We start from the raw sequence: 13,517 nt of genomic DNA, 5'->3' as shown, positions 1-13,517 counted from the left end.
TTCGATACGCTGTTTCGCTCGACATGACGCGTTAATACCTGTATAATCAGAATGAAGAGAAGAACCATCGACCGTCTGGTCTGACCCATCAATGGTGGGTCAGACCACGGGTCAGCAATGTATCTATCATGGATATATTGCTGAAAGTGGATATTCCAGTCATTTCATAGATCACACGGCAGGAATAGAGGGAGTCGTCAGGGTTATGCAACCAGGAAATAACTATCCTCAACAAGCAGGAAACAGCGGCGATATGAACACACTCATAGGGAAATCCCTGGGACAGTATCGTATCGTTGAACGTATTGGAACTGGTGGTATGGCGACGGTCTTCAAAGCATATCAACCAACCCTTGATCGTCATGTAGCAATCAAAGTTTTACCTGCCTATCATGCAAAAGACCCTGTGTTTGTCAAAAGGTTTGTCCAGGAAGCTCGTTCGGTAGCGAAACTTGCGCATCCCAATATAGTGCAAATACATGATTTCGGCGAGCAGGATAATATAACATATATCGTCATGGAATATGTGGATGGTGGAACGCTCAAAGATCGCCTCAAACATGCATTATCAGTTCCCGAGGCAGTCGATTTTATCATCCAGGCGGCTGAAGGTTTGGATTGTGCACACCGCAACGGCATTATTCATCGTGATGTCAAGCCTGCTAATATGTTACTGCGCCGCGATGGGCATCTCTTGCTGTCAGACTTTGGCATTGCCAAGATCCTTGAGGAATCGACCAATTTAACACGTGTGGGTACTGGTATTGGCACGCCACAATATATGGCGCCAGAGCAAGGCATGGGGCAAAAAGTAGATCGCCGGAGCGACATTTATTCGCTAGGTATTGTGCTCTTCCATTGTTTGACTGGCCGTGTTCCATTTATCGCCGATAGCCCTTTGACGATTACTGTCAAGCACCTGAACGAACCGTTGCCGGTTGAGCGCATGGCGGCTGAAGGTGTGCCAACACCTGTCATCCAGGTGGTGCAAAAGATGACTGCCAAACAAGCAGCTGATCGTTATCAGGCAGCGGAAGACTTGATAGAAGCCCTGACAGGCGCGCTAGCTTCATCCCGTTTATCTTTGCCACGCCTGTACAGAGTAGCGCCGATCACCCCTGCAGTGGAAAGTGGATCAAATCCTGGCGCCATGACGAACCAATCCAGTGGTTCTGGATCGGGTATAAGCTCTATGCCCAGCAAATCCCTGGCTGGCTCGTCGGTTATCTGTTTCCGTTGTGGTGCGTCCAACCCAGGGTCACGGCTCTACTGTACAACCTGCGGTGATGAATTATCTAATCCGCGTGCCAGTAAAGATACCTACCTGGTCAATGGACGTCCGGTGTTGGCCCGCCTGACGTTACAGACCGGGCCGGAGGCCCTGGTGGGACGTTCTTATCGCTTCCATCAGGATGTGACGACCGTTGGGCGTACCAATGGCAACGACCTGATCATTCCCGGCCGTTCCGTATCACGGCGGCATGCGCGGCTCTGGTTTTCAGAAGGACACTGGTACCTGGATGATGTTGGCAGTTCCAACGGCACACTGGTCAATAATGTGCGAATTTTTCAAGCTGTCATGCTCAATGACGGTGATGTCATAAACTTTGGGGACGAAATAGTCGTATTTAATATTACATATGGTCCATAACTATCCACACGAGAAGTGAGCAGGAAGATAGTAACGACACGAAAGCAGTCAGGCCTTTATGTTGGTGCCAATGGGTACCAGGTTGCCTGCTCCTATGGAAGGACGGAAAACTATGAGTTCTATCAATCCCGTCGTACAAGTTGCCCAGCAGATGTTATTAGGTGGTGCAGTCAAACAGAATCACGCACTAGAGCATGCCACCATCGTCTTGCTTTCCCGTAAATTTCCTGAGGTGCGTTTTTCTGGCATCTCATTTGCTGCCGGCTTTTTTGTGTTTGGGGATGTGCCAACCGAAGCGATCTTGCCAGCGGCGCAGAAGGCTTTAGAACTGCTGCGAACCTCGCAGCCTGAACTGGCAGTGCATGAGCGCTGTGGCACCAACCTGGCTGTAGCGGGTCTGCTAACGGGTCTCTCTTCCATGGTGGTTGCCAAATTACGCCGACCTTACAGCACTGCTAACAACGTTATTCTGGCTTCAACCGCAGCCCTTGTGCTGGCGCGTCCGCTGGGTCTGGTCGTACAACGCTATGTGACCACTCAGACCCCCAACACATCCATGCGTATCCTGAATGTAAAACCGATGACCATCTTTGGCTCACCGGCCCATTTTGTCAGCACGGATAATCCCGATGCTGCCGGCTTATTCGCTTAGCGCAAATCACTTGACACGTTCAGTATCCTTCACTATCATGAGCCATTATTATGGGGCCTGGGAAGTAGTGGTTCTCTTTCCTCGTTGCTTTGATCCGTGTAAGGGTACTGTAAGTGTAAGGATACTATAATAGAGAGGAATATGTATGATGGAACAGGAGCGCCGCTCGCAATTTCTGGTGGAAACCGCGTGGCTAGAGGAAAACCTGTTTGATCCTGCCATTCGCGTAGTTGATATGCGTGGTTATGTACGAACCGTGATGAAGGATGGACAGCAAGAAGCTGTGTATGTAGGTGCTCCTGAAGAGTATGCTCAGGAGCATATTCCGGGAGCGGTCTATATCGATTGGACGCAAGATATTGTAGATCATGCTGATCCTGTCGAGGCGCAACTGGCTCCTGCCGACCAGTTTGCAGATGCCATGGCGCGTGTAGGTATCGGGGATCAACATCTGGTAGTGGTATATGATACACATCCCGCCTCACAGTTTGCGACACGGCTCTGGTGGGCCCTGAACTACTATGGGCACACACGCGTAGTCGTCTTGAATGGCGGGCTCACCAAATGGAAAGGTGAAGGGCGCCCTGTGGATCGTATCGTACCCAGTTACCCACGTGCTACCTTTACCCCGAAACCACAGCCCCAACTGCGTGCAACTGCTGAAGAGGTACTTGCGCTGATCAATCAGAAGGGCACCACCCTGGTAGATGCACGAGACAGCGGCCAATATACAGGTACTGTCGTGCGTGGCGCAGGCCGCGCGGGCCATATTCCAGGAGCTATCAGCCTGCCGCGTGAAGAATTAATCAATCCTGAAGATGGAACGTTTCGCTCGACTGAGGAATTGCAGAACATCTTTAAAGCGGCCAATCTCGCGCCAGAGCAGCATGTGGTCGCGTATTGCAATGGTGGTGTCGCAGCCACGACCGTGTTGTTTAGCCTGGCGATGCTAGGCTATCCACAATTAACCAACTACGACGGCTCCTGGAACGAATGGGGTATTCGTCAGGACCTGCCAGTAGAAATCTAAGGGGAACATCGAGACCAACATTCCATGAACGAATTCGAACAACAACCACTTGAAGGCAATTCTATAGACGAAAACCTGCTTGATCTCAACGAGGTCATGCAGGCTTTTGGCATTTCTACCTGGAAAAATCTGGGACCGCTAGATGCGGGAAACAGTGATAATTTGAGTCTGGCAGTTGAGATAGCTGGACAGCCCTATGTATTGCGTGAGCGCCCGCTGGGGCCGCTGGGCGAAGATGTGCATTTTCGTTATGCATTTCAGCAGCACCTTCAGAACGCAGGCATCCCGGTACCATCTTTTTTGCGCACGCCACAGGGTGATCCAACGGTACAAATAGGTGAAGACTTCTTTGAAATCCATCAACAGATTGGAGGAGAGCTTTTCAGTACCTCTAGTCGACGTAGCCTGGACTGGGTTGAGTCGGCAGGAGCGATGCTGGGACGTATTCACCAGGCATCTCAGCAGTACCGGGGAGAGCAGAATCGCTGGCCGGTTGATGCTCAGATCGGTAGCCTGGTCCAGGGTTATCTCAATCTCGCTCGTAGCAGAGCCGCTGAAGGATCGCTCCAGGCCGTCTCCTCCTCGCTTCAAGAATGGGCTGACCAATGGGAAGCCGTCCTGCCTCAAGCTATGATGTCGATTGGAGGTAATCATGCCTTGCCCGAATTTCATATCCATGGCGACTATCATGCCTTGAACCTGCGCTTTGGACCGTTCGGGGTTAGCGCAGTGACCGGGTTTGAAGCGGCCCGCTGGGAGAAACGCATCTTTGAAGTTGCTTACGCCCTCTTTTACTTCGGTGCCCTGGCCTGGTTACCTGGTAGTAACGTCACGCCTCCGCTTGTCAAGCGCGGGATGGAACCTGAGCGTGTACGTAGTTTCTTACAGGGATATCGTGACTTCTGTCCGCCGGTCAAAGGAGAGGCTAACCTGCTGGTGGATGCCCTCATGCTTGTCTCTCCCATCGCAACTCTGAATGGGCCACTAGAAGACCTCTTCTACGCTGGCGAAGAAACTGAAAGCGCAGTGATCGACGACCTTTTAGAGCGCTTGGCCTGGGCAACCTCATTACCAGCCTGGTTGGGACGTGTACGTCGTTCATTCGCAGAAATGTGGGAATAAAGCCGAGAGGGCTGAGCAATCGGCCCGGCCATAAAGGCCAGGAAACCGAAGCTACATATGGCGCATAAGTACGAAAGCGCTTACAAGCAAGATAACCAGAATAACGATGCCGCCAATAATCAGCCAACGCGGGATTCCTTGCTCGGTATTCTGAGTGACGCCCGATCGAGATGTCGGTCGGCGTGATGAATTATGTCCAGTTGGCATATTTGATTGAAGCGATTGAGCCGGCACTGCCATAGCCTGAGCCTGAGACGATTTGTTTTGCTGATACGCAGGATAATTATCAGACCTGGGAGTCGTGGGCGGTACTTGCATATGTCCTGGTTTCTGGCCAGGCGTGCGTGCTAGAGCCCCCTGTCGCATCTGCTCCTGAGACATAATCAATGTCTGCTCTGCCTGAGATACAGAAGTACTGGCATGCTGGGTCGGTAGATTTGGATGGCTGCCTGGATTGGTCAAAGACAAGCCGCAGCGTGGGCAGAAAGAGGCGTTGGGGGCCAGCGGATTGTTGCAGCGAGGGCAAACCATATTGGAGCCGCGCGTAGGGGGCGTCGGTGGCGTCTGCGGTGGATTTTGCTGATTGGTAGCATTGCCCTTGCTAGCCTGGAGGGTATCATAGATCTCAGACAGATTGGGCTGGGTGCTATTAGGGTCTTTGGGCCGATGTGGCGATGGTGGCTGTGGCAAAGCCGCGATCACATTTTTCAGATCATTGGCGAAATCCGCTACATACTGATAGCGATCCCGTGGACGCAGAGCCATCGACTTCTGAATGATATGATTCAAAGCATTCAATAACTCTGGTGGTACATTTCCCAGTTGAGCAATATGACGCGAGTGGCGTGGTGCTGGTTTTGCTGGCTTGCTCACACCCAGGCGGAACTGACGGGCAGCGCTAGCTTCTGGACTTTCTTCGGGCGGATTATTGGCCAGATGCTCCTGCAGAGAGAGAAGATCCGGGCGGCCTTGCTGGATTGATTGATTGCGCGTAGAGACGCTGGGGGGTTCAGCGGCGAGCAAGGCAAAATAGAGAGTACCACCCAGCGCATAGACATCGGAGCGAGCATCCGTGCCCGTTCCACCCGGATATTGTTCTGGTGGCGCATAGCCTGGAGTGCCCTGGTGACGAATAAAAAATAGTGTCCGAGCACCATCCGCTGCCGCCTTGGCATTGCCCAGATCCACCAGGACGGCTGTCCCATTGGGTGTAATACGGATATTATCTGGCTTGATATCACGATGAATGACCGTTGGACGCTGGCTATGCATAAACATTACAGCATCGCAGATTGATAAGATCCAGCTCAACATCTGGGCAATAGGAATAACCTCATTGCGCTGGCGCGTCAGGCGAATCAGATCCGTCAGATCCTCTCCCTCAATATAGCTCAAGACAACGTAGTAGCGCCCACGTTCGATAAAGGTATCCATGAAGGCAGGTAGGTTGGGATGATGTAACTGGCTGAGCACACGTGCCTCATGCTTCAGTTGCTCCTGACCACTTGTTCCTGTTACTAAATATTCTTTTACAGCAGCTTGCTGATTTGTCACCTGGTCGAGTGCCAGGTACACATGGCCAAAGCCACCGCTACCTAGTACACGTTCAATACGATACCGTCCATGTAGTATTGTACCAGATGGGACTGTTTCTATCATTTGTTCCTCCAGTGAATTTGCCCTGCCTTGTAAACGGGGAACATCGAATGTATTGGGGGATGAAAATAGTGAATAACGATGTTTATCTTCTCCCACCATCATACTATTATTATTACCATGACGCTTTTTAAGCGCTGTCGGGTCCAATGCTCCATGGTATGCTTAAGCGCAGCGACCAGATATGTATCTATCACATGCAGATCAATCCTTTGGATTGGTCTGAGGGAGCAAAACTAGCCACGATTGAGCGGCGTATTCGATTGTTTTGTACTGAGCGTCCGATTGTTATCGGTAATATGTAATAAAAAGTACGCATATGAAGCTATGCCATACAACTTACTGAAGGCACGCATGCTGTGTGAATGCAAAATACTTAATTGTGAATGTAAAATATATCCAACGAGGAGACCGCTCATCGTAGGGCTAAGCAGGACGAATGTTAAAAGTATGAATAAATATTATCGTTGCTCAGGCAGCTTTCACGCCCGCATTCGCATTATACACTAGTTCGGGAAACATGTACACGTCAAAAAGTCGGACGTAGGACCACCTTATTGTACTCCTCACGATGTGTTGATAAGTCTCTTCTCTTAACACGTATGGGAGAACCTTTTCGATATACGCATAGGTTGATTGATAGTTTATCGTGTATGATAGGGAGAATGTAATATTTTACCTGGATCAATCACATTGCTAACTTCATGCGTATGTTTATCGATCTAGCGCTTTGTTTTTGCGCTGTTTGTTTCAAATGTGTAGTGTGCAATGGGTAAGCTATGAATGCCTATCTGTTTCCTGCACACGATAAACGAGCGCCACTGAGAAAGAATATCTTGACTATATATATTTGTGGGAAGGATAGCAGCATGATGGATGTTGTAGATAGAACCACGTCTCGCACGGGCCTGGTCTATGATGAGCGTTTTCTTGCGCATGATACTGGTGTTGAAGCCCGGGTGCTGTTACGTACGGGATCATTTGAGCTGTCACCACAGCCTCATCCATCGGCGGCGGTAATCACGCAACGCACCAAAGAATTTTTTGATGGAACCGGTCTGACCGGGCACATGCAGCCTATTCCTGCCCGTCCCGCCAGCGTAGCTGAACTGAGTAGCTACCATACCCCTGAATACATTGCTGGTATTCGTGCTTGCGCTAAAGAAAGTATCCACGGGCCTCTGAGCACTTCCTGGGGAGAGATAGATGAAGAGACTATTTTAAGCCCCGGCTCATTTCAGGCAGCTCTTTACGCGGCTGGAGGGGCCATGAATGCGGTCCAGGCTGTATTGGAAGGAACTGTGCTTAATGCTTATGCCCTTCTACGTCCTCCGGGTCATCATGCCACAAGCAAACAGGCGATAGGTTTCTGTATCTTTAACAACGCGGTGGTAGCTGCCCATTATGCCCGGCGTGTATATGGATTGGAACGCATTATGATTATCGACTGGGATGTGCATCACGGCAACGGCACCCAGGATGCTTTTTATACAGATCCAGGGGTGTTGTTTGTTTCGCTACACCAGCAGGATTGGTTTCCGGAAAATAGTGGAACCTTAGAGCAAGCTGGCAGTGGTGCTGGTGAAGGGTATACTATTAATATTCCGCTGCCACCTGGCACTGGTGACCGTGGCTATCGAGCAGCCTTTGAGCGTATTATTCTTCCGCTAGGCCGCCAATATCGGCCTCAGCTGATTCTGATTTCTGCAGGACAAGATGCCTGCTGGTTGGATCCTCTGGCACAAATGATGATGACTATGGATGGGTACCGCGACCTGACTACAATGGTAGTCAAACTGGCCGCCGAGGTCTGTGAAGGCCGCTTAGTCCTCCTCCACGAAGGCGGTTATAGCGCACCGTACGCACCTTACTGTTCAGCAGCCACAGTTGAAGCCTTAACTGGTATAAACGTTGGCATTATTGACTTGTATGACACAGCACCTGAGCTCAAGTGCTGCCAGACCATCTTTAGCCATGATACGCAGCAGGCACTCCAGGATGCGTTCACACACTATCAGCGGTGGTGGCGACTGTGAGTAGCGGGGAAAAATATGAATTGGCCCTTGAATCGTTAAGACTCAAGGGCCAGGGGCTTTGACCTAAAATCTGCGAGGCTTGATGCTTAAATGCTATCAGCAATCACTTTATAGATGGTATAGAGGTTGGGTGTACCGATTCCCGTAGGCTGATCCCAGCCGGGAGTAGCTTTATAATAAAGATTATTTCCTTCTGTAACATCGAAGTAAGGAGTCTTGTTCTCACCTGCATTATTCACTACCCAGTACATTGGCTCGGGACTAAAGATCAGCGTCTGCTTTGCAGTCTTCAATTCTTGATTTACCAGCGTCCAGCCTGCCGCCCAGATTGGAGCAGCGGCACTGGTGCCTCCTGCCACAAGCCACTCACCATTGTAGTAAACGGGTAGATTTGTAGCAACCGCAGAGACATCGGGAACCTGGCGCATACCATGAGCATATTTATTATTAACACCGGGGGCATTTTGCCATTTGGGTTGCTCAATACGAGTACTCACACCACCGCCAGTGCCCCAGGAATTTTTGCAGGCACTCTGATTTTCACCATTGGACCAGGCAATTTCCTTCGCACGCGTGTTTTTATTATCAAGGGTAAGGGTTGTACCGCCGACGCCCACCACCGCCGGATCAGAAGCCGGGTAATCGACAGAGAGCAAGTTATAGATACCCATATTAAAGGCGCCACAATCTCCGCTGGATGCGAAAACCGTCAAATGCTCAACCTGGGTCATAATCTCAAAGCGCTGATGGACCGCCGCCAGATAATTACTGGATTTTAGCTCCTCCGCGCTACCCCAACTGGTAGTGACTACCCCGCCAGTTTTATTATTAGCATTGTCGTCGATAACGCGTTGCAGAACGTCCAGATACGCATTTGCTGCCTCAGTTTGCGTTTGCGCATAAGTCTGGTCGAGCATATAGACAACAATATTGGCAGACGGAGCCATGCCCGCGATCATCTCAATGTCCAGTGTTGTTTCACCCTCGGGCTTCGGAGCGGGTGTTATAACATTGACTGCCTTCAATGTTCCTCGAAAACCGACGCAGGTGAAATAATTCGCTATATCATTTTGATCAAAGCCATCGAATGTAATAATACTGATGGTTTGTTGTTCGCCATGAATACCTTTATTCCAGAACTGATCATAGCCATAGGCATGGGCCAGTGCTGCTGACTCAACGATTCCGGGATTCGCCCCCGGCCGTAAACAACTTGCCTGTGAATGCTGCATAGTATGTGCAGCCTGAACATTTTGAGCAGAAAGCGTACTATGTTTCTCTGGTGGGGAGCTGTAAGTATCCAAACCAGTAATAGCTACTGCATTATCTAACACAAACTTCGGCAACATTGGTGGTTGTTTCGGGTCAGGAGCATAGAACTGGCGCCCATTCAGCTCATGAAGAAGAAACTTCGTTTTTAACAGTGTAGCGGCAGATCCAGCCTTAATATCGATCGTCAGATCTGTACGCAACTTCCCTGCTTTAACCGTTGCATCCTGAATGCCAAAGTACGCCTGGACCTTCTTAACCACGGCTTCATTAATCCCCAGCGTGTTCGCCATCTCAGTTGCACTTTTCGAGCTACCTTCTGGCAGCTTACTATTTTTCCCGATCTGGTTTATCGCATTTTGATCCAGCTTGAAAGCCACACTGATATGCAAAATCTGATTATCAGGTACGGTACCCACAACCGGAGCTTTGAGTGCATTGGGTGGCAGGCCGGGATCAAACTTAGTCAATGTAGTATCCAGGTTCGGTATCAATGTTGAAGTCGGAGCCGGAGTTGGCGTTGACGCTGGCCGGGATGTTTCTGGTGACCCGGCACAGCTCGCAAAAAGCACCATGAAGAGCACTAATGATATACACCCTAATGACCTATTGAAGATTAAACAATTTTTGCATTTTAGAAGCATAATTACCTCTTTATATAAATGTAATACACAAATCTACATCACACATGAATTAAGCCTATTAATTGCCACCCACATAGTATCTTTAAGTACGTACCGTATCGATACAATATATACGGTACGAATAGAAATATTTCGTACTTCTAATACATAGAATATTAATATAGAAAAACAATTGTTACAGTGAAAAAATTCATATATTCCCTGATAATTTATTAACATTACTGTTCTGGTTATTGCTAGCGGTGTAGCTCTAATGGTTTGAACAGTACAGCACGCAATTACATAAGCGTAAGCACCAGAGCAGCCAGACAGGTCTCTCGTTGCCAGTGGATCTCTTGCATTTTCCTCTTTGCCTGTGCATAATGCGCATTAATAGAGAGAGAAATACCACACTAGAGGAGGGACTACGAGGTATGTTGTCAATGGCTCGTAGCTGCGCAGTGGTGGGCCTGGAAGGGGCTCTGATTGAAGTTGAGGTGGACCTGGCAACTGGCATGAGTGCTTTTACGATCGTTGGATTGCCTGATGCAGCCGTCAACGAAGCCAAGGATCGTGTTCGGGCTGCTATTAAAAATAGCAATTGTAGTTTTCCTTTCAAGCGTATCACCGTCAATCTCGCGCCCGCTGATCTGCGAAAAGAGGGTCCGGTTTATGATTTGCCAATCGCGATTGGTATTTTGATCGCCTCTGAGCAGATAGCCGATAGCGAATTAATCCATAACGCTCTGTTTCTGGGGGAGCTCTCTCTGGATGGAAGTGTGCGCCACACTAATGGCGTGTTACCGATGGTGGCCCTGGCTCGTGAGCGACATGTTAAAACCGTTTTTGTGCCTGCTGTCGACGCGCTGGAAGCCACACTGGTTGAAGGTATCGACGTCTATCCTGTTGAGACATTATATCAGCTCATCGAGCATTTAAATGGCGCCACCATGATTCAGCAATATACTCGCGATATGACCTTGCTTGATCATGATAGTGAACTTCATATTGGCCAGGAGATGTCAGCGATTCGTGGACAGGAGCATGTAAAGCGGGCGCTCGAAGTAGCGGCCAGCGGCGGACATAATCTTTTAATGAGTGGACCTCCCGGTTCGGGTAAAACTTTGCTTGCCCGTGCTGTGCCTTCAATTCTGCCTCGCATGCTGATTGAAGAGGCTTTGGAGGTCACCAAGATTTATAGTGTCAGCGGCATGCTCTCTTCAGACGTTCCGCTCATTCGTCAGCGATCATTCCGTGCGCCACACCACACTATCAGTCACGCAGGTCTGGTGGGTGGAGGCCGCATTCCCCGTCCTGGCGAAATTAGCCTGGCTCATCGCGGTGTACTCTTCCTGGATGAATTGCCAGAGTTTGGTCAAAACGTGCTGGAAGTACTTCGCCAGCCATTAGAAGACAAAGTTGTCACCATTTCACGAGCTCAAGGCAGCATCACCTATCCTGCCAACTTTATGCTGGTGGCTGCCATGAATCCCTGTCCATGTGGTTTTTATGGAGATCCTGTGCGCGAATGCACGTGTTCCGCGACTTCTATTGCCCGTTACCAGAAGCGTATCAGTGGTCCATTACTGGACCGTATCGACATTCACATTGAAGTTCCGCGTGTCGACTATGAAAAGCTTGCCGACAAACGCAACGCCGAATCCTCGGCAACCATTCAGGCGCGTGTCCAACAGGCTCGTGAACGCCAGCTTCAACGTTTGAAAGGTACCAACCTGACCTGCAATGCTGAGATGGGACCTGCCGAAGTACGAAATTTCTGTGACGTAGACAATGGTGGAGAGAAGCTGTTGAAAGCAGCCATGCAGCAACTCCATCTTTCTGCACGTGCGTTCCATCGCGTTCTCAAGTTGGCCCGTACCATCGCTGACCTGGCTGGATGCGATATTATCGCCGCTAATCACGTCGCCGAAGCCATCCAATATCGCCCCAAAATCCGCATCTGAGCGCTACCTGGATCGTTGATGAGGGAAATACGGGGAGGCGCACTTTTTGCCCGCCTCCCCATGCTTATTATTCTCTACGACTACAGCGAAGAGAAAATCACCAGGAGTGCTAGAAGAACTCATATGGTATTATGTAGATATTATAGCCCTTATCTATTTTTTGCCTGCTACGTGGTAGAAGACATAAAGCTATACTTTCACCGCAGCGTTGCCAGTAGAAAGGTAATGTAGTAAATATGCCTGACTTCCCAATTATTGATACGCATGTACATTTGTGGGATCCTGAACGCTTTCGTATGAGCTGGTTAGACAATGCTGGAATATTGAATCAACGTTATGCACTATCAGAATACCACCAGCATACTCAGGGTGTAGATATTGAAGGGATGGTTTACGTTGAAGTAGATATTGATCCACATTATACATTGATCGAGCCTAAATGGGTTGCTGAACAGGCCAGGCAAGATCCTCGCTTACGCGGTATCGTTGCCTATGCCCCAATCGAAAACGGTGCGCGTGTACGGGCCTATCTAGACGAACTGGTCAGCATCAGCCCTCTTATCAAAGGAGTGAGGCGGCTGTTCCAGGGTGAACAGGACGATGCCTACTGCTTGCGACCAGAGTTCGTCCACGGCATACAGATTCTGCCTGAGTATGGACTCTCTTTTGATATTTGTGTACGTCATACACAATTAGAGAGTGTGATTGAGTTGGTCCGCCGTTGTCCTGGCACAGCTTTTATACTGGATCATATCGCCAAACCTGACATCAAAGACCATCTTTTAGATCCATGGCGTCAGCATATTGAAGCCTTAGCGGCACAACCTAACGTCGTCTGCAAGATCAGCGGAATGGTTACTGAAGCTGATCCAGAGCACTGGACTATTGAGGACCTGGCACCCTATGTTGCCCATGTTATCGCTGCCTTTGGGGAAGATCGTATCCTCTACGGTGGTGACTGGCCGGTAGCTCTGCATGCTACCAGTTATCCTCGCTGGGTCGAAACCCTGGATACTTTAACAGCACATCTTTCTCCCACAGCCAGGCGCAAGCTCTGGATTGACAATGCACGTAAATTCTATCGTTTATAGTTTCAGAAGGAGCTGCTATTATGAAACGTGTTGGATTTTTACTTAAAGTCAAACCTGAAAAAATCCAGGAATATCGCGAACGTCACCGCGCCGTCTGGCCTGAGATGCAAGATGCTCTACGCCGCAATGGCTGGCACAATTATTCCCTGTTTCTGCGTGAGGATGGCACACTATTTGGCTACGTTGAGGTCGAGGACAGCTTTGCGGCTGTGTTAGAGGGGATGGATCGGGAAGAAATCAATACACGCTGGCAAACATATATGGATGGTTTCTTCGAAATTACGCCTGGCCTGCATGCAGATCAGGCCATGTTGGAGCTGGAAGAGGTTTTTCACCTGGATTAGCCAGCATCGTATTCAGGCGTACAGAGCGTTACTATGAACCAGGCAACGGTATGTGGTAAGCGAGCAAGTATAGCTGTGA

10 protein-coding genes are annotated in these 13,517 nt (G+C 49.5%); 8 read left to right on the top strand and 2 right to left on the bottom strand.

Annotated elements, in window-relative coordinates; all coding sequences use genetic code 11:
* The first annotated feature begins 205 nt into the window (after positions 1 to 205).
* The 4 genes from JMI88_RS04635 to JMI88_RS04620 all read left to right on the top strand — a co-directional run bounded on the left by JMI88_RS04635 (position 206) and on the right by JMI88_RS04620 (position 4,455).
* Positions 206 to 1,651 carry an FHA domain-containing serine/threonine-protein kinase gene (locus JMI88_RS04635; protein WP_201360562.1) on the top strand — a complete coding sequence of 482 codons (1,446 nt, stop codon included), beginning with the start codon at positions 206 to 208 and terminating at the stop codon, positions 1,649 to 1,651.
* Between the two features lie 112 nt (positions 1,652 to 1,763).
* Entirely contained in the window at positions 1,764 to 2,303 is a 540-nt protein-coding gene (locus JMI88_RS04630) for a DUF6391 domain-containing protein (protein WP_201360561.1), read from the top strand.
* A 145-nt stretch (positions 2,304 to 2,448) separates the two neighbouring features.
* The gene (locus JMI88_RS04625; protein WP_236022812.1) at positions 2,449 to 3,333 is read left to right on the top strand and encodes a sulfurtransferase; all 885 of its coding nucleotides are present in this window, start codon (positions 2,449 to 2,451) and stop codon (positions 3,331 to 3,333) included.
* Positions 3,334 to 3,357: 24 nt separating this feature from the next.
* On the top strand, positions 3,358 to 4,455 hold the full coding sequence (locus tag JMI88_RS04620; RefSeq protein WP_201360560.1) for a phosphotransferase enzyme family protein: 1,098 nt from the start codon (positions 3,358 to 3,360) through the stop codon (positions 4,453 to 4,455).
* A gap of 51 nt (positions 4,456 to 4,506) precedes the next feature.
* On the opposite strand, the gene JMI88_RS04615 is transcribed toward JMI88_RS04620, so the two are convergent.
* Entirely contained in the window at positions 4,507 to 6,114 is a 1,608-nt protein-coding gene (locus tag JMI88_RS04615; RefSeq protein ID WP_201360559.1) for a serine/threonine-protein kinase, read from the bottom strand.
* Positions 6,115 to 6,980: 866 nt separating this feature from the next.
* Here JMI88_RS04615 and JMI88_RS04610 point away from each other — a divergent pair.
* The gene (locus JMI88_RS04610) at positions 6,981 to 8,147 is read left to right on the top strand and encodes a class II histone deacetylase (protein ID WP_201360558.1); all 1,167 of its coding nucleotides are present in this window, start codon (positions 6,981 to 6,983) and stop codon (positions 8,145 to 8,147) included.
* A gap of 86 nt (positions 8,148 to 8,233) precedes the next feature.
* Here the strand turns inward: JMI88_RS04610 and JMI88_RS04605 are convergent, their stop codons facing one another.
* Complete coding sequence (locus JMI88_RS04605) at positions 8,234 to 9,991, bottom strand: S53 family peptidase (RefSeq protein ID WP_201360557.1); 1,758 nt, start codon at positions 9,989 to 9,991, stop codon at positions 8,234 to 8,236.
* A 482-nt stretch (positions 9,992 to 10,473) separates the two neighbouring features.
* On the opposite strand from JMI88_RS04605, the gene JMI88_RS04600 reads away from it, so the two are divergent.
* From JMI88_RS04600 to JMI88_RS04590, 3 genes are all read left to right on the top strand, one after another.
* On the top strand, positions 10,474 to 12,003 hold the full coding sequence (locus JMI88_RS04600; RefSeq protein ID WP_373323750.1) for a YifB family Mg chelatase-like AAA ATPase: 1,530 nt from the start codon (positions 10,474 to 10,476) through the stop codon (positions 12,001 to 12,003).
* Between the two features lie 236 nt (positions 12,004 to 12,239).
* Positions 12,240 to 13,094, top strand: coding sequence for an amidohydrolase family protein (locus JMI88_RS04595; protein ID WP_201360555.1), 855 nt, complete (start codon positions 12,240 to 12,242; stop codon positions 13,092 to 13,094).
* A gap of 20 nt (positions 13,095 to 13,114) precedes the next feature.
* Positions 13,115 to 13,438: an L-rhamnose mutarotase gene (locus tag JMI88_RS04590; RefSeq protein WP_201360554.1), complete on the top strand. Its 324-nt coding sequence runs from the start codon at positions 13,115 to 13,117 to the stop codon at positions 13,436 to 13,438.
* Positions 13,439 to 13,517 lie beyond the last annotated feature (79 nt).

This window comes from Dictyobacter formicarum (assembly GCF_016587435.1).
This window is presented reverse-complemented; position numbering and strand designations above follow the sequence as displayed.

Excerpts from the sequence above, each read along its gene's own strand:
- JMI88_RS04620 (WP_201360560.1), top strand. The coding sequence starts at position 3,358 with ATGAACGAATTCGAACAACAACCACTTGAAGGCAATTCTATAGACGAA.
- JMI88_RS04590 (WP_201360554.1), top strand. The coding sequence starts at position 13,115 with ATGAAACGTGTTGGATTTTTACTTAAAGTCAAACCTGAAAAAATCCAG.
- JMI88_RS04610 (WP_201360558.1), top strand. The coding sequence starts at position 6,981 with ATGATGGATGTTGTAGATAGAACCACGTCTCGCACGGGCCTGGTCTAT.
- JMI88_RS04595 (WP_201360555.1), top strand. The coding sequence starts at position 12,240 with ATGCCTGACTTCCCAATTATTGATACGCATGTACATTTGTGGGATCCT.
- JMI88_RS04635 (WP_201360562.1), top strand. The coding sequence starts at position 206 with ATGCAACCAGGAAATAACTATCCTCAACAAGCAGGAAACAGCGGCGAT.
- JMI88_RS04615 (WP_201360559.1), bottom strand. The coding sequence starts at position 6,114 with ATGATAGAAACAGTCCCATCTGGTACAATACTACATGGACGGTATCGT.
- JMI88_RS04605 (WP_201360557.1), bottom strand. The coding sequence starts at position 9,991 with ATGGTGCTTTTTGCGAGCTGTGCCGGGTCACCAGAAACATCCCGGCCA.
- JMI88_RS04630 (WP_201360561.1), top strand. The coding sequence starts at position 1,764 with ATGAGTTCTATCAATCCCGTCGTACAAGTTGCCCAGCAGATGTTATTA.
- JMI88_RS04600 (WP_373323750.1), top strand. The coding sequence starts at position 10,474 with ATGTTGTCAATGGCTCGTAGCTGCGCAGTGGTGGGCCTGGAAGGGGCT.
- JMI88_RS04625 (WP_236022812.1), top strand. The coding sequence starts at position 2,449 with ATGATGGAACAGGAGCGCCGCTCGCAATTTCTGGTGGAAACCGCGTGG.